Annotated in this window: 21 protein-coding genes; 11 read left to right on the top strand and 10 right to left on the bottom strand. The window is 67.9% G+C overall.

Features of this window, described 5'->3' with window-relative positions:
• Positions 1-507 (bottom strand): class I SAM-dependent methyltransferase (locus tag U5760_RS25830; protein WP_322015157.1); only part of this gene is annotated, 507 nt, incomplete at its 3' end.
• A 219-nt stretch (positions 508-726) separates the two neighbouring features.
• Positions 727-1362, bottom strand: coding sequence for a pyridoxamine 5'-phosphate oxidase (gene pdxH / locus U5760_RS25825; protein WP_322015156.1), 636 nt, complete (start codon positions 1360-1362; stop codon positions 727-729).
• 184 nt (positions 1363-1546) lie between these two features.
• On the opposite strand from pdxH, the gene tcdA reads away from it, so the two are divergent.
• Positions 1547-2425 carry a tRNA cyclic N6-threonylcarbamoyladenosine(37) synthase TcdA gene (tcdA, locus tag U5760_RS25820; protein ID WP_322015155.1) on the top strand — a complete coding sequence of 293 codons (879 nt, stop codon included), beginning with the start codon at positions 1547-1549 and terminating at the stop codon, positions 2423-2425.
• Positions 2426-2554: 129 nt separating this feature from the next.
• On the opposite strand, the gene trxA is transcribed toward tcdA, so the two are convergent.
• Both trxA and U5760_RS25810 read right to left on the bottom strand, forming a co-directional pair.
• Positions 2555-3403: a thioredoxin gene (gene trxA, locus U5760_RS25815; RefSeq protein WP_322015154.1), complete on the bottom strand. Its 849-nt coding sequence runs from the start codon at positions 3401-3403 to the stop codon at positions 2555-2557.
• 127 nt (positions 3404-3530) lie between these two features.
• Positions 3531-4412: a pirin family protein gene (locus U5760_RS25810; RefSeq protein WP_322015153.1), complete on the bottom strand. Its 882-nt coding sequence runs from the start codon at positions 4410-4412 to the stop codon at positions 3531-3533.
• A gap of 186 nt (positions 4413-4598) precedes the next feature.
• Between U5760_RS25810 and U5760_RS25805 the strand changes: the two genes are divergently transcribed.
• A complete protein-coding gene (locus U5760_RS25805; RefSeq protein WP_322015152.1) occupies positions 4599-5519 on the top strand; it encodes an EamA family transporter in 921 nt (306 codons plus the stop codon).
• Positions 5520-5613: 94 nt separating this feature from the next.
• Here the strand turns inward: U5760_RS25805 and U5760_RS25800 are convergent, their stop codons facing one another.
• Together U5760_RS25800 and tsaE are read right to left on the bottom strand one after the other, a co-directional pair.
• Positions 5614-7176 (bottom strand): N-acetylmuramoyl-L-alanine amidase, encoded by a 1563-nt coding sequence (locus U5760_RS25800; RefSeq protein ID WP_322015151.1) that lies wholly within the window; start codon positions 7174-7176, stop codon positions 5614-5616.
• Complete coding sequence (tsaE, locus tag U5760_RS25795) at positions 7158-7745, bottom strand: tRNA (adenosine(37)-N6)-threonylcarbamoyltransferase complex ATPase subunit type 1 TsaE (protein WP_322015150.1); 588 nt, start codon at positions 7743-7745, stop codon at positions 7158-7160. The genes U5760_RS25800 and tsaE overlap by 19 nt, the downstream gene beginning before the upstream one ends.
• A 20-nt stretch (positions 7746-7765) precedes the next feature.
• Between tsaE and queG the strand changes: the two genes are divergently transcribed.
• The 6 genes from queG (at position 7766) to U5760_RS25765 (ending at position 14094) form a co-directional block, all read left to right on the top strand.
• Positions 7766-9172, top strand: a complete 1407-nt coding sequence (queG, locus tag U5760_RS25790) for a tRNA epoxyqueuosine(34) reductase QueG (protein WP_322015149.1) — start codon at positions 7766-7768, stop codon at positions 9170-9172.
• Between the two features lie 80 nt (positions 9173-9252).
• The gene (locus U5760_RS25785) at positions 9253-9726 is read left to right on the top strand and encodes a methylated-DNA--[protein]-cysteine S-methyltransferase (protein WP_322015164.1); all 474 of its coding nucleotides are present in this window, start codon (positions 9253-9255) and stop codon (positions 9724-9726) included.
• Entirely contained in the window at positions 9723-10712 is a 990-nt protein-coding gene (gene xerD, locus U5760_RS25780) for a site-specific tyrosine recombinase XerD (protein ID WP_322015148.1), read from the top strand. The genes U5760_RS25785 and xerD overlap by 4 nt, the downstream gene beginning before the upstream one ends.
• 50 nt (positions 10713-10762) lie before the next feature.
• Entirely contained in the window at positions 10763-11254 is a 492-nt protein-coding gene (gene ybaK, locus U5760_RS25775) for a Cys-tRNA(Pro) deacylase (RefSeq protein WP_322015147.1), read from the top strand.
• A 230-nt stretch (positions 11255-11484) separates the two neighbouring features.
• Positions 11485-12108, top strand: coding sequence for a glycerol-3-phosphate 1-O-acyltransferase PlsY (plsY, locus tag U5760_RS25770; RefSeq protein ID WP_322015146.1), 624 nt, complete (start codon positions 11485-11487; stop codon positions 12106-12108).
• 183 nt (positions 12109-12291) lie between these two features.
• On the top strand, positions 12292-14094 hold the full coding sequence (locus U5760_RS25765) for a methyl-accepting chemotaxis protein (protein ID WP_322015145.1): 1803 nt from the start codon (positions 12292-12294) through the stop codon (positions 14092-14094).
• A gap of 106 nt (positions 14095-14200) precedes the next feature.
• On the opposite strand, the gene U5760_RS25760 is transcribed toward U5760_RS25765, so the two are convergent.
• Positions 14201-14686, bottom strand: coding sequence for a YajQ family cyclic di-GMP-binding protein (locus tag U5760_RS25760; RefSeq protein ID WP_322015144.1), 486 nt, complete (start codon positions 14684-14686; stop codon positions 14201-14203).
• Between the two features lie 269 nt (positions 14687-14955).
• Between U5760_RS25760 and murB the strand changes: the two genes are divergently transcribed.
• Positions 14956-16014, top strand: a complete 1059-nt coding sequence (murB, locus tag U5760_RS25755) for a UDP-N-acetylmuramate dehydrogenase (RefSeq protein ID WP_322015143.1) — start codon at positions 14956-14958, stop codon at positions 16012-16014.
• Between the two features lie 60 nt (positions 16015-16074).
• Here murB and U5760_RS25750 read toward each other — a convergent pair whose 3' ends face one another.
• A complete protein-coding gene (locus U5760_RS25750) occupies positions 16075-16902 on the bottom strand; it encodes an EAL domain-containing protein (protein WP_322015142.1) in 828 nt (275 codons plus the stop codon).
• A 369-nt stretch (positions 16903-17271) separates the two neighbouring features.
• Here U5760_RS25750 and hmgA point away from each other — a divergent pair, with 369 nt between their 5' ends.
• Positions 17272-18633, top strand: coding sequence for a homogentisate 1,2-dioxygenase (gene hmgA, locus U5760_RS25745; RefSeq protein WP_322015141.1), 1362 nt, complete (start codon positions 17272-17274; stop codon positions 18631-18633).
• Positions 18630-19946, top strand: a complete 1317-nt coding sequence (gene fahA / locus U5760_RS25740) for a fumarylacetoacetase (protein WP_322015140.1) — start codon at positions 18630-18632, stop codon at positions 19944-19946. Before hmgA ends, fahA begins: the two co-directional genes overlap by 4 nt.
• A gap of 77 nt (positions 19947-20023) precedes the next feature.
• Here fahA and U5760_RS25735 read toward each other — a convergent pair whose 3' ends face one another.
• Both U5760_RS25735 and U5760_RS25730 read right to left on the bottom strand, forming a co-directional pair.
• A complete protein-coding gene (locus U5760_RS25735) occupies positions 20024-21211 on the bottom strand; it encodes an MFS transporter (protein WP_322015139.1) in 1188 nt (395 codons plus the stop codon).
• 135 nt (positions 21212-21346) lie between these two features.
• Entirely contained in the window at positions 21347-22528 is a 1182-nt protein-coding gene (locus U5760_RS25730; protein WP_322015138.1) for an MFS transporter, read from the bottom strand.
• Positions 22529-22557: the final 29 nt, after the last annotated feature.

Here is a 22557-nt window from a genome sequence, read left to right as displayed (position 1 = left end):
TGGCTGCAACTGGATCTTGGTGAGGATGTGGTCGATTTTCTTGAGCTGCGCGGTGGCGAGGTCTTCGTCGCCGTTCTCGAAGTACGCGCAGGAATAGACCATGTTCTCGTCGAGCCACAACTGGTAGAACTCGTTCGAGACATCGTAGTGGTACTGGATGGCCTTCTTGTCGGTGCTTTTCGAGTGCGTGAAATAGCGGCGCACGCGGGCGAGCTTGCTCGCGCTGGTGACGGTGCTGCGCGCGAGCGAGTAGCCGATGCTGATGATGTCGGCGAGCTTGCCCTCGATGTCGATCTTGCCCTTCACGTAGGCCTCGCCGAGATTGTCGAGGCTCGGTTCGAGCAGAAGGGGCAGCGCCGAGGCGCTGTTCACCTTGAGCGTGACCTGCGGCGCGGCGAAGTGGCCGAAGTCGTACTGCTGGCCGCTCCACAGCACGAGACGTGCGGGCAGGTTGGCCTGGTTGCGCACTTCATCTACCCATTGCGCGAGTTTCTTCTCCCAGAACATGCTTATCTCTCCGTGTCGATCCGGAGTTGGCACTTCAGTGCCTACTCCGGTCCCATGCAGGGCGGTCGATCCGGAGTTGGCACTTCAGCACCGACTCCGGTCCCATGCAGGGCGGTTGCGGTCCGATGAACGACTGAAGCTCAAAGGCAAAAGCAATAGCAATGCAAACTACGAGGCAAATCGGGTGAACTGCGGGGTGTGCTGAAAGCAGTATTGCGCTTACGGCGCGAGACGTTCGATGCGCCAGCCGGCGCCCTCGCGCGTATAGCGGATACGGTCGTGCAGGCGCGACGGGCGGCCCTGCCAGAACTCGATGGCGTCCGGCACGAGCCGGTAGCCGCCCCAGTGCGGCGGACGCGGCGGGTTCTCGCCGTACTTCGCGCTGATCTCGCGCTCGCGCGCTTCGAGTTCCGCGCGGCCGCCGATCACGGCGCTCTGCTCCGAAGCCCACGCGCCAATGCGCGAGCCGAGCGGGCGCGAGTGGAAGTACGCGTCGCTTTCCGCGTCGCTCGTTTTCTCGACCTTGCCTTCGATGCGCACCTGGCGCTCCAGCTCGACCCAGTGAAAGAGCAGGCTCGCGTGGGGATTGACCGCGAGCTCGCGGCCCTTGCGGCTCTCGTAGTTCGTGAAGAAGACGAAGCCGCGCGCATCCACGCCCTTGATGAGCAGGATGCGGGCGGCCGGGCGGCCCTCGCCGTCCACGGTCGCGACCGTCATCGCGTTGGGCTCGGGCAGCTTCGCGTCCAGCGCCTGGGCGAACCAGGTCTCGAACTGGCGGATGGGATCGGGGTCGACGTCGGCGGCATCGAGCGAGCCGAGCGAATAGTTCTTGCGGAGGTCGGCGAGGGTCGTCATGTTTTTATGCAGACACTTCAATTTCGAACAAGTATAGCGAAGGACGAAAATCGGCGCCTGTGCGTCTTCACACGTCGACCTCACGCGGAGCGATCCCGTCCGATCAGGCAAAATAGGGGGTCTCGGCAGAACCGGGCTCAAATCCGTCCGGTCCGCTTTCGTGCCTTACCGTTGCCCTACCGTCATGTCCAGCACCCCGATTTCGCCGCAAACCGATCTTACCGCGCTCCCCGGAGCCGATGAAGCCGACCGGGCACGCCGGTTCGGCGGCGTGGCGCGGCTTTATGGCGCAGCCGCGCTCGATGCGTTCGAGCGCGCGCACGTGGCCGTGATCGGAATCGGCGGCGTGGGGTCGTGGGTCGCGGAGGCGCTCGCGCGCAGCGCGATCGGCACGCTCACGCTGATCGATCTCGACAACGTCGCCGAAAGCAATACGAACCGCCAGATCCACGCGCTCGACGGCAACTACGGCAAGCCCAAGGTCGAGGCCATGGCCGAGCGCATTCGCCTGATCGACCCGGCCTGCAAGGTGCGGCTGGTGGAGGATTTCGTCGAGCCGTCGAACTTCGACGCGCTGCTGGGCGCGGGTTTCGATTACGTGATCGACGCGATCGACAGCGTGCGCACGAAGACGGCGCTGATCGCGTGGTGCGTCGAGCACCGCGTGCCGCTCATCACGGTGGGCGGGGCGGGCGGGCAGCTCGACCCCACGCGCATCCGCATCGACGATCTGGCGCTGACGATCCAGGATCCGCTGCTCTCCAAGGTGCGCGGCCAGTTGCGCAAGCAGCATGGTTTTCCGCGCGGGCCGAAGGCGAAGTTCAAGGTGAGCGCCGTGTATTCGGACGAGCCGCTCCTCTACCCGGAAGCCGCCGTGTGCGACGTGGACCCCGACGTGGACCCCGAGGCGGAGCACGTGAGCACGGCGCCGGGGCAGCACGGGCCGGTGGGCCTGAACTGTGCGGGTTTTGGATCGAGTGTGTGCGTGACGGCGAGCTTTGGGTTCGCGGCGGCCGCGCACGTGTTGCGCGCGCTGGCGGCGCAAGCGGCGGCCGTGCGCTGAGCGATCCGCGCATCACTCGGGCGCGAGGCGCCAGGTTCGAAAAAAAACGCAGAGCCTTTTCAGGGCTCTGCGTTTTTCATTGGCGCGGTGCGGGTCCAATACCCGCAATACCCACAATGCCGAGGAAACTCAGTTGAGCGCCGAGCTCAGCTTGCGCCGCCACTCGCTCACGAGCTGCGGCTGGTGCGCCGCGAGCTCGAACACCGAGAGCATGGTCTTGCGGCCGATGTCGTCGCGGAACGTGCGGTCGCGCCTGACGATCTCCAGTAGCTGTTCGAGCGCGCCGGCATACTTGCGCCGCGCGATCAGCCCGTTGGCCAGATCGAAGCGCGCCTCGAGATCCTCCGGATGGGCCGCCACCTGGGCTTCGAGCGCATCGGTGGGCGGCAGGTCGGCGGCCGCATCCAGCGCGTCGAGGCGCGTCTTGATCGCGTTGTAGCGCGCGTCGATGCCCTGCGTCGTTTTCGGCGAAAGCAGTTCGGCTTCCTTGTGCGCTTCGTCGGCGAGGTTGTCGGCGAGCAGCATTTCGATCAGGTCCATGCGCGCGTCGTCGAAGCCCGGATCGTAGGCGAGGGCAGCCTTGAGCGCATCGTAGGCGTCTTCGCGGCGGCCTTCGGCGAGCGCTTCCTGCGCAGTCTGGCGCTCGGTGGCAGCCGCATCGGGGATCAGGCCGTCGATGAACTGGCGCAACTGGCCTTCGGGCAGCACGCCGATGAACTGATCGACGGGCTGTCCGTCCACGAACGCCACCACGTGCGGAATGCTGCGCACCTGGAAGTGCGCGGCCAGCTCCTGGTTTTCGTCGACGTTGACCTTCGCGAGCTTCCATTTGCCGCCGTACTCGGCTTCGAGCTTTTCGAGCATCGGCCCGAGCGTCTTGCACGGGCCGCACCACGGCGCCCAGAAGTCGATCAGCACGGGCGCGAGCGTCGACGCTTCGATCACGTCCTTTTCAAATGTGGCCAGAGTGGTATCCATTGCGTCCTCGTTGGTTTTGCCTGTTTTGTTTGTGGGTTCAGGTCCGTCCGCTATCCCGTGACATGGGGACGAACCGCGCGGATTCAATCGCGCCTGTCAGCCTGCCAGCCTGCCATTCAGCCGGTGTTTAGCCCGGCTTTTTCTGCGGCAGCGGAATCCATTCGGTTTCGCCGGGAACATGCCCCATTTCCTGGCGAGTCCACGCCGCTTTTGCGGCCTCGATCTTCTCGCGCGAGCTGGCCACGAAGTTCCACTCGATGAAGCGCTCGCCTTCGAGCCTCTCGCCGCCCAGCAGCATCACGCGTGCCCCGCTGGTGGAGGCGAGCGTGACGGTTTCGCCCGGCACGAGCACGGCCATCGTGGCGGCTTCGAGGGGCGTGCCGTCGATCGACAGATCGCCTTCCACGAGATACACGCCGCGTTCTTCGTGCTCGGCATCGAGCGCGATCGCGCCGCCCGGCGCGAAATCGGCCGCCACGTAGAGCGTGCCCGAAAACGTCTCGACCGGCGCCGTCGCGCCGAACGCTGTGCCCGCGATCACGCGCAGCGTGACGCCGTTGCGCTCGATCTCGGGCAGCGTGTCGGCGGCGTGGTGGAAGAACGACGGCTCGGTGTCCTCGTGCTCGAGCGGCAGGGCCACCCAGGTCTGGATGCCGTGCATGGTGAGGCCCGTGGCGCGGTTCTCCTCCGGCGTGCGCTCGGAGTGGACGATGCCGCGGCCCGCGGTCATCCAGTTGACGTCGCCGGGGACGATCTTCTGGTTCGAGCCCAGGCTGTCGCGGTGCATGAGCGCGCCATCGAACAAGTAGGTGACGGTGGCGAGCCCGATATGCGGGTGCGGACGCACGTCGACGCCGGTGCCCGGTTCGAGCGTGGCGGGGCCCATATGGTCGAAGAAGATGAACGGGCCGACGAGGCGGGCGGCGAGCGCCGGCAGCACGCGCCGCACAAGCAGGTTGCCGATGTCGCGCGTATGGGGCTTGAGGACCGCTTTGATCGATGAGGACATGGCGCTTCCTTGATGGACCGGTGGGGACGCGGGCGGCTCGGACACAGGCAGCGAGCCGCGCGGGCAGGCGCTCATTCTAACGCCCGCCGCGCGTGCGGCGCTGGGGGGAACCGGGCCGCGCCTGCTCGGCGGCGAGAGCCGCGCGGTACACTCGCCCACTCGACAAGAACGATGCGGGAGGGGGCGATGTCGCCGAAGGATCTGCTGCTCGCGCTGGTGGTGGTGCTGGCGTGGGGTGTGAATTTCGTGGTGATCAAGGTGGGCTTGCACGGCGTGCCGCCGATGCTGCTGGGCGCGCTGCGCTTTCTGCTGGCGGCGTTTCCGGCCGTGCTGTTCGTGAGGCGGCCGAAGCTGTCGTGGAAATGGCTCTTTGCCTACGGCGCGACGATCTCGTTCGGCCAGTTCGCCTTTCTCTTCTCCGCCATGTACGTGGGCATGCCCGCGGGGCTCGCTTCGGTCGTGCTGCAGGCGCAGGCGTTTTTCACGCTAGGTTTCGCCGCGATGTTCCTGAACGAGCGCTTTCATGCGCAAAACGTGATCGGCCTTCTGATCGCCGCGGGCGGGCTCGCGCTGATCGGGCTGCAATCCGGGCTGCAATCCGGGCTGCAATCGACGGCGGCCGGCGGCGCGCAGGCCATGACGCTCGCGGGTTTCGTGCTCACGCTCTGCGCGGCGGTGATGTGGGCGCTCGGCAATATCGTCACCAAGAAGGTGGGGAAGGTGGATCTCGTCGGCCTTGTGGTGTGGGCGAGCCTGATTCCGCCGCTGCCGTTTCTCGTGCTTTCGTATTTCGTCGAGGGTCCGCAGCGCATCGTGAGCGCGCTCGAGGGGATCGGCGGGTCTTCCGTGCTGGCAGTGGTCTATCTCGCCTTCGTCGCGACGCTGCTCGGCTACAGCCTCTGGGGGCGGCTCCTCTCGAAGCATCCGGCAAGCCAGGTGGCGCCGTTCTCGCTGCTCGTGCCGATCATCGGGCTCGCCTCCGCTTCGTTGCTGCTCGGCGAGCAGCTCACCGCCGCCCAGATCGGCGGCGCGGTGCTGGTGATGGCGGGGCTCTTCGTCAACGTGTTCGGCGGCTGGGTGCGTCAGCGGCTCGCGGCTGCGCGCTGAGCGAGGCGGCGCAAACAAAACGCCGCGTGGCCCGGCGGCTCACGCGGCGTTCCGGTCGGGCGCGCGATCGTGCGCCCCTCGCGGTGTTTTCCGCTTACGTCATGCGGCTTTTCGCCAGCGGCGGATTCGCCGCGAAATACCGCTTGATGCCCTTGAGGATGGCGTTGGCCATCTGGTCGCGGTAGGCGTCGTCGTTCAGGCGCGTTTCTTCTTCCGGATTGCTGATGAACGCGGTCTCGACGAGGATCGACGGAATGTCGGGCGCCTTGAGCACCGCGAATCCGGCCTGTTCGACCGAGCCCTTGTGCAGCTTGTTGATGTCGCCGATCTCGTCGAGCACGAAACCGCCGTAGCGCATCGAATCGCGGATCTGCGCCGTCGTCGACATGTCGAAAAGCGCGCGGTTCACGGCGGCGTCGGCGGTCTGCACGCTGATGCCGCCGATCTGGTCCGACGAGTTCTCCTTGTTCGCCATCCAGCGCGCGGCCGCGCTCGACGCGCCGTGCTCCGAGAGCGCGAACACCGAGGAGCCGCGCGCGAGCGGCGTGGTGAACGCATCGGCGTGGATCGAGACGAAGAGGTCCGCGCTCACGCGGCGCGCCTTTTGCACGCGCACGTTGAGCGGCACGAAGAAGTCGGCGTCGCGCGTCATCATCGAGCGCATGTTGGGCTGCGCGTCGATCTTCGCACGCAGTTTCTTCGCGATGTCGAGCGCGATGTGCTTTTCGTAGGTGCCCGCGCTGCCGATCGCGCCCGGGTCCTCGCCGCCGTGGCCCGGGTCGATGGCGACGGTGAGCAGGCGCACCGTGCCGCCCCTGGTGGACTTCGGCGTGACGAAGCCGTAGTCGTCGCTGCTGCTGCTGTCGTCGTTGTTCTGCGCGAGCGCCGGCGCCGATTGCTGCGGCGGGCGGGGCGCCGCGACGGGCGGCACCGGGGGCATCGGCGGAAGCGGGCGCGGCGCGGCAGGGCGCGCGGGCGCCGCGTCGTTCTGCGCGTAGCGCTGGAAGAACGCGTCGCTGCCGTCGGCGCCCTGGGGAGCCTGCGCGCCTGGCGGCGGCGCGGGCGGCGCCGCGGGGCCCGCGAGCGTCGAAGGCGGCACCTCGTGCTGGGTCGCGTCGAACTGCTGCTGCTTCTTGTCGGTCTGCGCGAGCAGATCCATCATCGGATCCGGCGCGACGGCCGGGTACAGGTCGAACACGAGCCGGTACCTGTACGAGCCCACGGGCTGCAGCGTGAACACCTGCGGCTTCACCGACCCCTTGAGGTCGAACACCATGCGCACCACGTGCGTCTGATACTGGCCCACGCGCACCGCCTGGATCTGCGGATCGTTCGGCGTGATCTTGGAGACGAGGTTCTTGAGCGCGTCGTCGAGGTCGAGGCCGTTGATGTCGACGACCAGACGGTCTGGGCCCTGCAGCATCTGCTGCGTGGTCGCGAGCGGCTGGTCCGACTCGATCGTGACGCGCGTGTAGTCGCGCGCGGGCCACACGCGCACGCCGAGCACCGACGTCGCCCATGCGAGGCGCGGACCCGCGAGGCCGAGCACGAGCGTGGAAGCGCCCGCCTTCAGGATCTGCCGGCGGCGCCAGTTGTGCGTGGCGGTGGCCGCGGATTCGATCGAGCGGAACGGTTTGATTAACATCTTTCTAGACATGCCTTTCCTGATGCGCTGTATGCGTAAGCGGTGAGCACGCGACCCTCGCCCTCGTCGCCGGGTTCGAGCGAGAACACGAGGTCCGGCACGCCGAGCAGGCCGCCCGCGCGTTGCGGCCATTCGACGAGACACACCGCGCCTGCCGCGAAGTATTCGCGAAAGCCGGCGTCGGCCCATTCGGCCGGGTCGCTGAATCGGTACAGATCGAAGTGATAGAGCTGGAGTTCCCCATTCGGGGTGACGACCGTGTACGGCTCGACGAGCGTATAGGTGGGACTGCGCACGCGGCCCGCGTGTCCGAGGGCGCGCAGCGTGGCGCGCACGAGCGAGGTCTTGCCGGCGCCCAGGTCGCCTTGCAACTGCACGTGCAGGCCGTTGAAACGCTGAATTTCAGTGGCGCCGCTGGCGTCGGAGAGAGTCGCGCGCACGCTGTCGAGCGCGAGAGCGAAGCGCTGGCCGAACGCGTCGGTGGCCGCTGCATCCGCCAGTTCGAAGCGGCGTTCGAGCAGAACGGGGGCCGGCGCGGGCTGCGCAGGAGGTTGACCGGACGTGACAGGCTGGACGGGCATTACTCTCGTAAAATGACGTGATGAACCGCAGTCCCTCGCCTTCCTCTACAAGCCCCGCGCACGCTCTCGCCGACGTGGGCGGTCTTGCGCCCGCTGCGGCGCAGGCCGCCGATGTGACGTGCGAGCCGGCCGCGGCGTCGTCGACTGACGTGGCCGGGACCTGTGCGCCGCAGCTCGACGCGGCGCAACTCGCCGCGCTCGCGGCACGCATCCGGGCGTGGGGGCGCGAACTGGGGTTCGGTGCGATCGGTATCAGCGATACCGACCTCGCGCATGCCGAAGCGGGCCTCGCCGCATGGCTCGAAGCGGGCTGCCACGGCGAGATGGATTATATGGCCAAACATGGGATGAAACGCGCGCGGCCCGCCGAGCTTGTGGCCGGCACGCGACGCGTCATTTCTGCCCGCATGGCCTATCTGCCGGCCGCGACGCTTGCACCGGCGTCCGCGCTTCCTTCCTCGAATGGGACCGGAAAGACAGCCGAAAGTGCTTCGCAAGACGCCGGGCTTGCGCCCGACGCTGGCGGCGACTGGCGCGAGCGCGAGCGCCGCCGTCTGGCCGATCCGCAGGCGGCGGTCGTGTCGATCTATGCGCGCGGCCGCGACTATCACAAGGTGTTGCGCGCGCGCCTGCAGCAGCTTGCCGAGCGCATCGAAGCCGAAATCGGCGCATTCGGCCAGCGCGTCTTCACCGATTCGGCGCCGGTGCTCGAAGTGGCGCTCGCGCAGAAAGCGGGCATCGGCTGGCGCGGCAAACACACGCTGCTTTTGCAGCGCGACGCCGGCTCGCTCTTCTTTCTCGGCGAAATCTATGTCGATCTGCCGCTGCCGACCGATGCGGAAACGGCCGCGGAATCGGCCGCGCAGACAGACGCAGCCGTCCCTGCCGTGCCGGCGCCCGAAACCCAGGGCGCGCACTGCGGCAGCTGCACGCGCTGCATCGACGCCTGTCCCACCGGGGCGATCACGGAGCCGTATCGTGTGGACGCGCGGCGCTGCATTTCGTATCTCACGATCGAGCTGCACGGGAGCATTCCGCTCGAAATGCGCGAGCTGATCGGCAATCGCGTGTACGGTTGCGACGATTGCCAGCTCGTGTGCCCTTGGAACAAGTTCGCGCAGGCGGCGCCCGTCGCCGACTTCGACGTGCGGCACGGGCTCGATCGCGCGACACTCGTCGAGCTCTTCGGCTGGAGCGCGCAGCAGTTCGACGAGCGCATGCAGGGCAGCGCGATCCGGCGCATCGGTTACGAGCGCTGGTCGCGCAATATCGCGGTGGCGATGGGCAATGCGCTGCGCGCGGCGCAGCCGGACACGGCGCTCGACGGTGCGGCCCGCGAGGCGATCGTCGCGGCGCTGCGCGGGCGCGAGCACGACGCATCGGAGCTGGTTCGCGAGCACGTCGGCTGGGCGCTGGAGGCGGCATGAAACTGGACGAAACGGTGCGCGCGGCGGCAGGCTTTGCAGCAAGCGCAAGATCAAACCGGGCGGCAAACACGGAGGCAATCATGTACAACGCGGTCATCGACGCGCCATTCGGCAAGGTGGGCATCCGCACGGGCGAGGGCGCCCTGCGCGAGATCGTTTATCTGCCCGCCACGACCGAGGCCGTGGCGCCCGATTGCGAACTCGCGGCGCAGGTGGCCGGGCAGATCGAGCGCTACTTCGACGACGCCTCCGTGGCCTTCGACCTGCCGCTCGCCGCGCTCGGCACGCCGTTTCAGCGGCGCGTCTGGCAGGGCATCAGCGCGATCGACGCGGGCGAGGTGCTGACCTACGGCGAGCTCGCGAAACGCATCGGCAGCGACTCCGCGCGCGCGGTCGGCCAGGCGTGCGGCTCGAACCGCTTTCCGCTCGTGATCCCGTGTCATCGCGTGGTGTCGGCGAGCGGTATCGGCGGCTTTGCGCATCACGGCGGCGAAGGCTTCTTTCGCGACGTGAAGCGCTGGCTGCTGGCCCACGAAGGCGTGTCCATCCGATGACGAAGGCGCCTTCCCCGGCCGCGACGCTCGTGGCCCCCGGCCTCGACGCCGACGAAGCGCAAGGCGATACGCTCACGCCCGAATCGTCGGCGGCGCTCGATCAGAGCCTGCTCGCCATCGACACCTTCTGCGACGCGATGTGGCTCGAACACGGTCTCTCGCGCAACACGCTCGATGCCTACCGGCGCGACCTCAAGCTCTTTTCGGGGTGGCTCGCGCGCAAACGCGCAGGCACGCTCGACGCGACCCACGAGGACGATCTCTACGCCTACAGCGCGGCCCGCAAGGAAGACAAATCGACTTCGGCGAACCGGCGGCTTTCGGTGTTTCGCCGCTACTACGGCTGGGCGCTGCGCGAGCGGCGCGTGGCCGTCGATCCGACCGTGCGCGTGCGCTCGGCGAAGCAGGCGCCGCGCTTTCCTTCCACGCTCACCGAAGCCCAGGTCGAGGCGTTGCTCGGCGCGCCCGACGTGAGCACGCCGCTCGGCCTGCGCGATCGCACGATGCTCGAACTGATGTATGCGAGCGGTTTGCGCGTGACCGAACTCGTGACGCTCAAGACCGTGGAGGTGGGTCTGAACGAGGGCGTCGTGCGCGTGCTGGGCAAGGGCGCGAAGGAGCGGCTGATCCCGTTCGGCGAGGAGGCGCATGCGTGGATCGAGCGTTATCTGCGCGAGTCGCGCCCCGCGCTGCTCGGCGCGCGCACGGCCGACGCGCTGTTCGTCACGGCCCGCGCCGAAGGCATGACGCGCCAGCAGTTCTGGCACATCATCAAGCGCCATGCCGCCGCGGCCGGCGTGCACGCGCCGCTTTCGCCGCACACCATGCGCCACGCGTTCGCCACGCATTTGCTCAACCACGGCGCGGACCTGCGCGTCGTGCAACTGCTGCTGGGGCACAGCGATATCTCGACGACGCAGATCTACACTCACGTCGCCCGCGAGCGTTTGCGGCTGCTGCACGCGAAGCACCATCCGCGAGGGTAGGGCGCGCCGCGCCCCGGGCCCTGAGCCCCGTGCGCCATTACAATGCGCCGATGAGCAAATCGAAACACGTCTCCGAAACGCCCGCCACGCAACTGCTGCGCCGCGCGGGCGTCGCGTTCGGCGAGCATCCCTATGAGTACGTCGAGCACGGCGGCACGGGCGAATCCGCGCGCCAGCTTGGCGTGGACGAGCATCGCGTCGTGAAGACGCTCGTGATGGAAGACGAGCACGCGAAGCCCCTCATCGTGCTGATGCACGGCGACCGCAAGGTGTCCACCAGGAACCTCGCGCGCCAGATCGGCGCGAAGCGCGTGGAGCCCTGCAAGCCCGAGGTCGCGAACCGGCATTCGGGCTATCTGGTGGGCGGCACGTCGCCCTTCGGCACGAAGAAGACGATGCCCGTGTACGTGGAATCGACGATTCTCGAACTCGACGAAATCTGGCTCAACGGCGGCCGCCGCGGCTATCTGGTGAGCCTCGCGCCCGCCGTGCTCGTTTCGCTGCTCGGCGCGAAGCCCGTGGAGTGCGCGATCGTGGAGTGACTCCCGCGGGCGGCTGCTTCGGTGGACTGCTTCGGGTGGACTGCTTCGGCGGACTACATCGGCGGACTACATCGGCGGCCTACATCGGCGGCCTACTCGGTAGGTTCCCTGATTCGCGCTCACCCCGCGCCGCGCTTCGGTAGAATGGGCGCCTTCGCGCGTCCCGGCCGGGCCTCGATGGCTTCGATGGCCGTGTCGCGCGTGTTCCCACCAATCACCGGGCTTCGTGCATGTACAACCTGATCGTCGCCGTTCTCGCCTATCTGATCGGCTCGGTTTCGTTCGCCGTGATCGTGAGCGCCTCGATGGGCCTCGCCGATCCGCGCTCCTACGGCTCCGGCAATCCCGGCGCGACCAACGTCCTGCGCAGCGGCAACAAGAAGGCCGCGATCCTCACGCTGATCGGCGACGCGTTCAAGGGCTGGGTGGCCGTGTGGCTGGTCGCGCGGTTCGGCCCGCATTTCGGGCTCGGCGACGAAGCCGTCGCGCTCGCGGCCATCGCCGTGTTCCTTGGCCACCTGTATCCCGTGTTCTTCCGCTTCCAGGGCGGCAAGGGCGTGGCGACCGCCGCGGGCGTGCTGCTCGCGATCCACCCGGTGCTCGGGCTCGCCACGCTGCTCACCTGGCTCATCGTCGCGTTCTTCTCCCGCTATTCGTCGCTCGCGGCGCTGGCCGCCGCCGTGTTCGCACCGCTCTTCGACGTGTTCCTGTTCGGCCCGCACGTCATCGCGCTGGCCGTCCTCGCCATGAGCGTGCTGCTGTTCTGGCGCCATCGCTCGAACATCGCCAAGCTGGTTGCCGGCCAGGAAAGCCGCATCGGCGACAAGAAAAAAGCGGCCGGCGCCGGGCAATAACACCGTCACACCGGGAAGCCGGGCTGTACGGCCCGCCTTCCGCCTCCCGTCTTTCTCCTCCGTTTCCCGTTTGCTCCCCATTTATCGGATTCAAGTCCGTGGCGGCGGCCGCCGTAAACGCCGGTGATGCCACAGATAGTGATTGCAGGCTAATCCCGTTACTTTCCCGCCTACGACACCCCTATGTTTTCCACCATTCGCGCGCGCATCGTCGCGCTCGCCGCTGTCATCGTCGTCGTTGCGTTAGGCGCCAATACCGCGCTCGACTATTTCGTCGCCAGCTCGTACGACACCGAATCGATCGACAACATGCTCACGGCGGTCGAAGACAGCCACGCCGCGGGCATCAACGACTGGGTCGCCTCGCACGCCCAGATGATCAACTCGCTGCAGGACACGGTGATCGACCCGGCGGATCCCGTCCCGGCACTCAAGCAGATCGCGGCGGCGGGCGGTTTCACCAACGTCTACGTCGGCTACGCGGACAAGACCTCCAAATTCTCCGATCCGACCGGCATCCCGCCCGACTACGATCCCACCGGCCGCCCCTGGTACAAGCAGGCCGTCGCGGCGGGCAAGGGCGTGGTGACGCCGCCCTACGTCGATGCGGGCACCGGCAAGCTGGTGGTGGCGTTCGCGACGCCCGTGATCCGTGACGGGGCCGTGAAGGCCGTGGTGTCGGGCGACGTCTCGATGGACACCGTGCTCGCCAACGTGCGCTCGATCCATCCCACGTCCAACAGCTTCGGCATGCTCGTGGACAGCAGCGGCCAGATCGTCGCGCACCCGGACGCGAAGCTCACGCTCAAGCCCGTTTCGGACCTCGCGCCGGAGCTGGGCAGCGAGCGTCTCGCCGCGCTCTTCGCCGCGACCGATCCGCTGACCGTGGAGGCGGGCGGCAGCCGCAAGCTGATGCGCGCCGAGCCCATCGCGGGCACGGACTGGCACGTGATCGTCGCGCTCGACCATGCCGACGCAATGGCCGACATGCGCGCGCTCCTCACCACCTCGCTGATCTCGCTCGTGGTGATCGCTGCGGTAGCGGCCGCGATCATGGCGGCGGCCACCGCCGTGTCGTTCAAGCGTCTTTCGAGCGTGCGCGACGCGATGGACGCGATCAGCGCGGGCGAGGGCGATCTCACGCAGCGCCTGCCCGCCGAGGGCAGCGACGAAGTCGCGCAGATCGCGCGCTCGTTCAACGGTTTCATGGACAAGCTGCGCGACGTGATGCGCCACATCCGCACGGCGAGCGAGTCCGTGCGCACCGCGAGCGACGAGATCGCCGCGGGCAACGTGGATTTGTCGGGCCGCACCGAATCGGCGGCGGCGAGCCTGCAGCAGACGGCGGCCTCGATGGAGCAGATCACGGCGACGGTCGCGCAGTCGGCCAACGCGGCGCAGCAGGCCGACGTGACGGCGGCCTCGGCCTCGCAGGTGGCCTCGCGCGGCGGCGCGGTGATCAGCGACGTCGTGCGCACGATGGGCTCGATCGAAGAGGCGTCGGTGAAGATCGCGGACATCATCGGCGTGATCGACGGCATTGCCTTCCAGACCAACATCCTTGCGCTCAACGCGGCCGTGGAAGCGGCGCGCGCGGGCGAGCAGGGCCGCGGCTTCGCGGTGGTGGCGGGCGAGGTGCGCAGCCTCGCGCAGCGCAGCGCGCAGGCCGCCAAGGAGATCAAGGCCCTGATCGAATCGACGGTGTCGAGCGTGACCTCGGGCTCGCAGCAGGTGCGCCGCGCGGGCGAGACGATGGACGAGATCGTGCAGAACGTGTCGAACGTCACGACCATCATCTCCGAAGTGACGAACGCGGCCAGCGAGCAGACGCGCGGCATTCAGGAAGTGAACCGCGCCGTCAGCCAGCTCGACGAGATGGTTCAGCAGAACGCGGCGCTCGTCGAGGAATCGACGGCGGCGGCCACGGCGCTGCGGGGCCAGGCAACGACGCTCGCCGAGGCGGTGGGGCAGTTCAGGCTCGATTGAGCCCGATTGAACTCGATTGACGGCGGTCGTTCGGGCAATAAGGGGCGCACGAAGGCGCCCCCCGGGGCATCGCAGGACACCCGGGCACGCCGCCTGACTGACGGAATCAGTCGCGGAAGTTGTTGAAGTCGAGCGGGGTGTCGGTCACGTCCTTGCGCAGCAGCGCGATCACGCTTTGCAGGTCGTCGCGCTTGGCGCCCGTCACGCGCACGGCGTCGCCCTGGATGCTGGCCTGCACCTTGATCTTGCTGTCCTTCACGAGCTTGACGATCTTCTTGGCGAGATCGCCCGACACGCCCTTCTTCACGGTGATGACCTGCTTGACCTTGTCGCCGCCGATTTTCTCGATCTTGCCGTAGTCGAGAAAGCGCACATCGACGTTGCGTTTGGCCATTTTGGCGATCAGCACGTCCTTCACCTGACCGAGCTTGAAGTCGTCGTCGGCGAACGCGGTCAGTTCGCGTTCCTTGTGCTCGACGCGCGCATCCGAGCCCTTGAAGTCGAAGCGCGTCGAGATCTCCTTGTTGGATTGCTCGATGGCGTTTTTGACTTCGATCATATTGGCTTCGCTGACGACGTCAAACGATGGCATTGCATTCTCCCAGTAGCGCGAGCGGCGCATCCACGGGCCACGCCTGCCGGATCGGGCGGCGGGCCGCGCACTCGCTATAATCACGGACCGACGCCATTTTACCGGCGCCTCGCGCGTTTGCCCAAGGCCGTGGCGCCGCGCCGCCCGCGCTCAGGTGCCGCAGTTGCCACAAGTGCCCTAGGCGCCCGTGCGCATGGCGCGTGGCCCTGCGGCCGTGGCGGCCTGTACCGGCTGCGTTCCCTGTCCCATCCGTTTTTCCGTTGGCCCCGATGTCCACTGCTCATCCCGCCGCTGTCGATTCGTCCCCCGTGTGGTTTGCCGCCGGCTATCCGCTGCGCGCGCACAACACGTTCGGCATCGAGGCGCGCGCGCGTCTTGCCTGCCGCATCGACACCGAGGCGGCCCTCGTCGAGGCGATGCGCGACCCGCGCGCGGCGGGGCTGACGACGTTCGTGCTGGGCGGCGGCAGCAACGTGGTGCTCACGCGCGACTTCGACGGCCTCGTGCTGCTCATGGCGCTGCGCGGACGCCGCGTCGTGCGCGAGGACGCCGAAGCCTGGTACGTCGAGGCGGCCGCGGGCGAGAACTGGCACGATTTCGTGGCCTGGACGCTCGAAGCGGGCATGCCCGGCCTCGAAAATCTCGCGCTGATTCCGGGCACGGTGGGCGCGGCGCCGATCCAGAACATCGGGGCTTACGGGCTCGAAATGGCCGAGCGCTGCGCCGCGGTGCGCGCCATCGAGGCGGCCACGGGCGCTGTGGTCGAATTCGACGCGGCGCAATGCGCATTCGGCTATCGCGACAGCTTCTTCAAGCGCGAAGGGCGCGACCGTTACGTGATTACCGCGGTGACGTTCCGCTTGCCCAAGGCGTGGCAGCCGAACGCCGGTTACGCCGACCTCGCGCGCGCGCTGGGCGAGATCGGTGGCGCGGGCGAGCCCGATGCGCGTGCCGTGTTCGATGCGGTCGTGGCCGTGCGGCGCGCGAAGCTGCCCGATCCGCAGGTGCTCGGCAATGCGGGGAGCTTCTTCAAGAATCCGGTGATCGAGGCGCCGCAGTTCGACGCGCTGCAAGCGCGCGAGCCGCAGATCGTGTCCTACCGCCAGGCGGATGGTCGCGTGAAGCTGGCGGCGGGCTGGCTCATCGACCAGTGCGGCTGGAAGGGCCGCACGCTGCGCGCGGCGGCCGTGCACGACCGCCAGGCGCTCGTGCTCGTGAACCGGGGCGGCGCGACGGGTGCCGATATTCTCGAACTCGCGCAGGCGATCCGGCGCGACGTCGAAGCGCGTTTCGGTGTGGCGCTGGAGCAGGAGCCCGTCAGCCTCTAAGGTTTTTGCCGCGGCAGACTACACGCCGCTTCAAATCGCCCCGCTTCAAATCACGCCGCTTCAAATCACTTTATCCTGGGCCGCGAACACCGGCCCCTGCACGAACCGCACGTCGTACTGCTGCAACAGATCGAACTGCGCCGCGTCCACTACGCGATTGAATATCAGCGGAATCCGCAGCCGCGCGGCATAACTCACGAGCGGCTTCACCACCGAATCGCGCAGCGCCGCGGTGGCATCCATCTTCACGAAATCGAGCCGCGCCATGTCGGACACCGAAAGGATCTGTCCGGCATTGGGCAGATTGCCGGCGACCTTGAACCCATAACGCTGATAGCTCTTCGTGAGATAGCCGACGAAGGTCCGGTGCGCCACGGCCGCCGCGGGCAGCTCGATCACGATGCGCCCGGGATTCAGCCCGAACGAGACCAGCACGTTCGAAAAGTGCCGCCCGTGGTCGTACTTCACGCTTTTCAGGAGCCGCTCGTGCACGCGCAGGAAGAGGAGCCCGTGCTGCTGCGAGCCGAGAAAGTTGATCGCGTGCAGCGAGCGCACCATGCGGTCGAGCGCGACCAGTTCGGGATCGTCGAGCGAATCCACGAACGGATCGAAAGGCACGGCCTGACCGTCCTGCTCGCGCAGCGTCACGGCCTGAAAACCCAGTTCGTCGCCAAAGCGCGACGCGCTCGAGAGATCGGCCGTGAGCGACTGCACGCCGCTGTGCACGGTGATGTCGTAGATCGGTTCGTAGGCCGAGAGCAACTCCACGCCGCGTCGCCTTGCGACCGCCTGGTCGTGCCAGGCGCCCGTACCCAGCGCGAGGTGCTCGCCGAGAAACGGATGGGCGGCGGCGCGGGCGACAAGCTCGGGAATAGTCGGAGCGATCATAGAGGGTGAGTGGCGGCGCTGGCCACGCTCGGACGCCGCGCCTTCGCGCGCGCCGGGGGCCGCATGACTTGATGGTAGCAGTCGCCGCGCCGGGCGATTCGACTTCTTGCTTATAACGTTATCGATGGCACGGGCGCCCGCAGGCCGCCTGCAGGACGTTAGCGGGCCGGGGCGCTCAAGGCCAGGGTATACACGGTGTTTTACTATTCATAATCCGTTTTACTATTCGTAAATCACGCGACACGCGTCGTTGTACTTTTTTCGGGCCAGGGCGGGATCCGGACGGGATTCCGCCAGGCCTCGACCCAGACTCAATCGGACGAGGCACGGCCGGCTTGCCGCCGTGCCGGAGCACGTGGAGACATCAGCATGAACGCACCCCTGCGACACCCCGCCGAGGCCGTGGATGCCCAGCGCGGCTACATGAGCGGCTTCGGCAACGAGTTCGCCACCGAGGCGCTTCCCGGCGCCTTGCCCGAGGGCCGGAACTCGCCGCAGCGCGTGGCCTACGGCCTGTACGCCGAGCAGATTTCGGGCACGGCTTTCACCGCTCCGCGCTCGCACAACCGCCGCTCGTGGCTTTACCGCATCCGTCCGGGGGCGGTGCATCGGCCCTTCACGCCGCTCATGCCGCTCATGCCGCTCACGGCACGCGCTTCGCGCCTCGTCGCCGACTTCGGCGCCGTGCCGCCCACGCCGCCCAACCAGCTGCGCTGGGACCCGCTACCCATGCCGGCCGAGCCCACCGACTTCATCGACGGCTGGGTGACGATGGCCGGCAACGGCTCGGCGGCGTCGATGAGCGGCTGCGCGATCCATCTGTACGCCGCGAACCGGCCGATGACGGACCGCTTCTTCTACAACTCGGACGGCGAGCTGCTGATCGTCCCGCAGCACGGGCGCCTCGCCATTGCCACCGAGATGGGCCGGCTCGAAGTCGAGCCGTTCGAGATCGCGGTGATTCCGCGCGGCGTGCGCTTCGCGGTCGATCTGCCCGACGGCGAAGCCCGCGGCTATCTCTGCGAGAACTTCGGCGCGCTCCTGCGCCTGCCGGACCTCGGCGTGATCGGTTCGAACGGTCTCGCGAATCCGCGCGACTTCCTCACGCCGCACGCGGCCTACGAAGACCGCGAAGGACCGTTCGAACTCGTCACGAAGCTGAACGGCGAGCTGTGGCGCGCGGACATCGGCCATTCGCCGCTCGACGTGGTGGCGTGGCACGGCAACTACGCGCCCTACAAGTACGACCTGCGCCGCTACAACACCATCGGCTCGATCAGCTACGACCACCCGGACCCGTCGATCTTCCTCGTGCTGCACGCGCCCACCGACACCCCGGGCGTCGATTCGATCGACTTCGTGATCTTCCCGCCGCGCTGGCTCGCGGCGGAGAACACGTTTCGTCCGCCCTGGTATCACCGCAATATCGCGAGCGAATTCATGGGCCTCGTGCATGGCGTCTACGATGCCAAGGCCGAGGGTTTCGTGCCGGGCGGCGCGAGTCTGCACAACTGCATGTCGGGCCACGGCCCCGATGCGGAAACCTTCGAGAAGGCCTCGAACGCCGATACCTCGAAGCCGCACAAGGTGGGCGACACCCTGGCCTTCATGTTCGAAACCCGCACGCTGATCCGCCCGACGCGTTACGCGCTCGAAGCGGCCGAACTGCAGGCCAATTACTACCAGTGCTGGCAAGGCCTCACAAAACATTTCAATCCGGAGAAGCAATGAGCCGCACCATCCAGAGCGATCTTCAGGCGACGCTCGACCCGGCGCGCAAGAGCTGGATCGACAGCGCGAACGACCCGCAGTGCGATTTCCCGATCCAGAACCTGCCGTTCGGCGTGTTCAGCCACGCCGGCAACGCCGCGCCGCGCGTGGGCGTGGCGATCGGCAAGCTGATCGCCGACCTTGCCGTGCTGCACGACGCGGGCCTGCTGCGCCTGCCGCAAGGCGCGTCGCAGGATGTCTTCGCACGCGGCGCGCTGAACGATTTCATCGCGCTCGGCCGCGAGACGTGGCGCAGCGTGCGCATCCAGCTTTCTTCGCTGCTGGCGCGCGAAACCGCGACATTGCGCGACGACGCCGCGCTCAAGGCCCGCGCCTTCGTGCGCCAGGCCGATGCCACGCTGCATCTGCCGGTGGACATCCCCGGCTATACCGACTTCTATTCGTCGAAAGAGCACGCAACCAACGTCGGCTCGATGTTTCGGGATCCGAAGAATGCGCTCCTGCCGAACTGGTCGGAAATGCCGATCGGCTATAACGGGCGTGCATCGTCGGTGGTGGTGAGCGGCACGCCGGTGCGTCGTCCACGAGGCCAGCTGAAGCTGCCCGAGCAGGAGCGTCCGGTGTTCGGTGCCTGCCGCAAGCTCGACATCGAACTGGAGACCGGCTTCATCGTCGGGCGCGGCAACGCGCTGGGCGAGCCGGTGGCATGCGAGGACGCCGAAGATCACATCTTCGGCATGGTGCTGCTCAACGACTGGAGCGCGCGCGACATCCAGCAATGGGAATACGTGCCGCTCGGGCCGTTCAACGCGAAGACCTTCGCCACGTCGATCTCGCCGTGGGTCGTGACGCTCGACGCGCTGGAGCCGTTCCGCGTCGCGCAGCCGCAGCAGGATCCGCAGCCGCTCGAATACCTTCGCCATACCGGCGACCACGCGTTCGACATCGCGCTCGAAGTGCTGCTGCGCCCTGAAGGCGCTGCCCAGGCGACCGCGATCGCGCGCACGAATTTCCGCCACATGTACTGGACGATGGCGCAGCAGCTCGCGCATCACACCGTGGCGGGCTGCAACACGCGTGTGGGCGACCTCATGGGTTCGGGCACGATCTCGGGCCCGACGCCCGACTCGTTCGGCAGCCTGCTCGAACTCACGTGGAACGCGAAGCATCCGCTCGAACTCGCGGGCGGCGGCACGCGCGGCTTCATCGAGGACGGCGACGAACTCACGCTCGCGGGCTGGTGCCAGGGCGAGGGGTATCGCGTGGGCTTCGGCACCTGCGTCGGCAGGATCCTGCCTGCATTGCAGTCCTGATCGAAAGACGGATGAACGCAGGGCCGGTGTGCTTCGCAGCGCACCGGCCCTGCGTTTTGATGCAACCCGTATGGCGCTCAGGCTTGCACGAGCCGGCGCGTGCGCTCCCACTGCAGCGCAAAGAGGAACACGAGCACGCCCGCGAACAGCACCCAGAGCATCGCATCGCGCCCGGCATGCTCCATCAGCGCGCCGGTGACGATTGGGCCGGCGAAGCTCGCCGCGCTCCACGAAGCGCTCACGACGGCGCTCGCGGAGACGAGCGCGACGCCTTCGAAGCGCTCGCCGCACGCCACCACGGCCAGCGTGTAGATGGCTCCCGCGGCCGCGCCGAGCACGAAGAGGAGCGGCCAGCACAGCCAGGGCGTGCCCATCACGAACGGCAGCAGCGGCAGCAGCACCGCCACGGTGATGCCCGCGAGCGCATGCACGCGTTCGCGGCCGAGCTTGTCCGCGAGCCAGCCGATGGGGAACTGCAGGGCCGTGTCGCCCAGCAGCACCGCCGAGGCGAACAGCACGGCCTCTTCGCTGCCGATGCCGTGGTCCATGGCGAAGAGCGGCAAAAGCGAGAGCGCGAGCGTATCGAAGAGGGCGAAGAAGGCCGTGGCGAGCACGAGCGCCGGCATCCTCGGCAGCACGTGGCGCCAGCTGCCCGCCTGTGCGGCGTGTCCGTGCCCATCGTGCCCATCATGGGTATCGTGCACGTTGCTCGCCCGTGCCGTCCCGCGCATGGCGGCGAGCATGGGCAGCGCCACGAGAAAGATCGCGCCGCAGATCGCGAAGCGCCAGGTCAGCGAGTCGGCGATCTGGCTCACCAGCACGGGCCCCGCCATCTGGAACAGCGTGAACGTGGTGGCGTAGATCGCGACCACGCGGCCGCGGTTCGTGTCGTCGGCGAGCTGGTTGACCCAGGCTTCGCCGATCGTGAAGAGCAGCATGAGCGCCGCGCCGCAGACCATGCGCAGGAGCGCCCAGGCCCAGAGATTCGCGGTGATCTGCATCGCGGCGGTGGCGAGCGCCACGGCGAGCACGGCGCCCGTGATGACCTGACGGTTGGTGAAGCGCGTGGAGACCCACGCGGCAAGCGGCGCGACGGCGAGGCCGCCGAAGGCCTGCGTGGCGGTCAGAAGGCCGATGACGGCGGTGCCGTAGCCGGCCTGGGACAGAGCGAGCGCCGTGAGCGGCAGCGTGGCGCCGTAACCCACGCCGACCACGGCGACGCTCAGGATCAGCGCGAGGAAATCGCGGGTGAGGACGGTTTTCATCGGGCCAGATGCTACTACGGGGGCGCGTTCGGGCGCCGGCGGAAGGCCCCGTGCGGCGGGGCGCGCGGGCAGGCAATCCTCGATGCGTCGACCCAGACGGCTAAAGGCGCGTTATGCCTCGCTGCCCCCAGGTCTTCATGCGCAGGACTGCGGCCCCGCCACGGCGAGGCGCCGGGCGCGCCGGTCGAGCTGAGCCGAAACGAGCGTGAGCGCGAGCGAGCCGAGGGCCATCGCGATCCCCACCCACGGCAGCGCCGTGAGCGGCGCGCCCGCGCTGATCGCCACGCCGCCCAGCCACGCGCCGCTCGCATTGCCGAGATTGAACGCGCCCTGGTTGAGCGTGGAAGCGAGGTTCGGCGCATGGCTCGCGCGATTGACGATCAGGATCTGCAGCGGCGGGACGATGGCGAACGCGAGAATGCCCCACACGAAAATGGTCGCCATGGCGGCGATCTGGTCGTGCATGGTGGCAGCGAACGCGGCGAGCACCACGCTGATGAGCGCGAGGAAGCCGAGCAGCGAGCGCATGAGCTTCCAGTCGGCGAGCTTGCCGCCGAGCGTGCTGCCCACGGTCAGGCCGAGGCCGAACAGAAGCAGCACGAAGGTCACTTCGTGGGGGCTGAAGCCGGTCACGTCTTCGAGGATCGGCGTGATGTAGGTGAACACGGAGAAGAGGCTCGCCGAAGCCAGCACGCTGATGCCGAGCACCATGAGCACCTGCGGGTTCTTCAGCACGGCGAACTCGTGCACGAGGCTCGCCTTCTGCATTTCGATCTTCGCCGGCAGGCAGACCCAGAGCGCTGCGGCTGCGAGCAGGCCGATGCCGGTCACGGCCCAGAAGGTCGCGCGCCAGCCGGCGATCTGGCCGAGCGCCGTGCCGAGCGGCACGCCCAGCACGTTGGCGAGCGTGAGGCCGGTGAACATCAGCGCGATGGCCTGGGCGCGGCGGTTCGGCGCGACGAGGCCGGCTGCGACCACGGAGCCGATGCCGAAGAACGCGCCGTGGCAAAACGCGGTGACGATGCGCGCGGCCATCAGGATCGTGTAGTTCGGCGCGAGCGCGCACAGCAGGTTGCCCACGATGAAGATGCCGATCAGCCGCATGAGCGCCGCTTTGCGCGGCACGTTGGCGATGGCGATGGCGACGATCGGTGCGCCGATGGTCACGCCGAGCGCATAGGCGGAGACCAGCATGCCGGCGGCCGGGATCGAGACGGCGAGGTCGCGCGCCACGTCGGGCAGGAGCCCCATGATGACGAACTCGGTGGTACCGATTCCAAAGGCGGCAACGGCGAGGGCGAGAAGGGGCAGGGGCATGGCGCGGCGCGGGTCGGAGTCACGCGGCC

Origin of the sequence: Paraburkholderia sp. J12 (assembly GCF_905220215.1) — a bacterium.
Lineage (GTDB): Bacteria > Pseudomonadota > Gammaproteobacteria > Burkholderiales > Burkholderiaceae > Paraburkholderia.
The sequence above is the reverse complement of the archived record's forward strand: the minus strand, read 5'-3'. Positions and strand labels throughout refer to the sequence as shown.

Coding starts and splice junctions, on each gene's coding strand:
- plsY (WP_322015146.1), top strand. CDS start 11,485: ATGTACAACCTGATCGTCGCCGTTCTCGCCTATCTGATCGGCTCGGTT.
- fahA (WP_322015140.1), top strand. CDS start 18,630: ATGAGCCGCACCATCCAGAGCGATCTTCAGGCGACGCTCGACCCGGCG.
- hmgA (WP_322015141.1), top strand. CDS start 17,272: ATGAACGCACCCCTGCGACACCCCGCCGAGGCCGTGGATGCCCAGCGC.
- U5760_RS25735 (WP_322015139.1), bottom strand. CDS start 21,211: ATGAAAACCGTCCTCACCCGCGATTTCCTCGCGCTGATCCTGAGCGTC.
- U5760_RS25805 (WP_322015152.1), top strand. CDS start 4,599: ATGTCGCCGAAGGATCTGCTGCTCGCGCTGGTGGTGGTGCTGGCGTGG.
- xerD (WP_322015148.1), top strand. CDS start 9,723: ATGACGAAGGCGCCTTCCCCGGCCGCGACGCTCGTGGCCCCCGGCCTC.
- U5760_RS25800 (WP_322015151.1), bottom strand. CDS start 7,176: ATGTCTAGAAAGATGTTAATCAAACCGTTCCGCTCGATCGAATCCGCG.
- tcdA (WP_322015155.1), top strand. CDS start 1,547: ATGTCCAGCACCCCGATTTCGCCGCAAACCGATCTTACCGCGCTCCCC.
- U5760_RS25765 (WP_322015145.1), top strand. CDS start 12,292: ATGTTTTCCACCATTCGCGCGCGCATCGTCGCGCTCGCCGCTGTCATC.
- U5760_RS25810 (WP_322015153.1), bottom strand. CDS start 4,412: ATGTCCTCATCGATCAAAGCGGTCCTCAAGCCCCATACGCGCGACATC.
- U5760_RS25785 (WP_322015164.1), top strand. CDS start 9,253: ATGTACAACGCGGTCATCGACGCGCCATTCGGCAAGGTGGGCATCCGC.
- pdxH (WP_322015156.1), bottom strand. CDS start 1,362: ATGACGACCCTCGCCGACCTCCGCAAGAACTATTCGCTCGGCTCGCTC.
- trxA (WP_322015154.1), bottom strand. CDS start 3,403: ATGGATACCACTCTGGCCACATTTGAAAAGGACGTGATCGAAGCGTCG.
- U5760_RS25730 (WP_322015138.1), bottom strand. CDS start 22,528: ATGCCCCTGCCCCTTCTCGCCCTCGCCGTTGCCGCCTTTGGAATCGGT.
- U5760_RS25760 (WP_322015144.1), bottom strand. CDS start 14,686: ATGCCATCGTTTGACGTCGTCAGCGAAGCCAATATGATCGAAGTCAAA.
- tsaE (WP_322015150.1), bottom strand. CDS start 7,745: ATGCCCGTCCAGCCTGTCACGTCCGGTCAACCTCCTGCGCAGCCCGCG.
- queG (WP_322015149.1), top strand. CDS start 7,766: ATGAACCGCAGTCCCTCGCCTTCCTCTACAAGCCCCGCGCACGCTCTC.
- U5760_RS25750 (WP_322015142.1), bottom strand. CDS start 16,902: ATGATCGCTCCGACTATTCCCGAGCTTGTCGCCCGCGCCGCCGCCCAT.
- ybaK (WP_322015147.1), top strand. CDS start 10,763: ATGAGCAAATCGAAACACGTCTCCGAAACGCCCGCCACGCAACTGCTG.
- murB (WP_322015143.1), top strand. CDS start 14,956: ATGTCCACTGCTCATCCCGCCGCTGTCGATTCGTCCCCCGTGTGGTTT.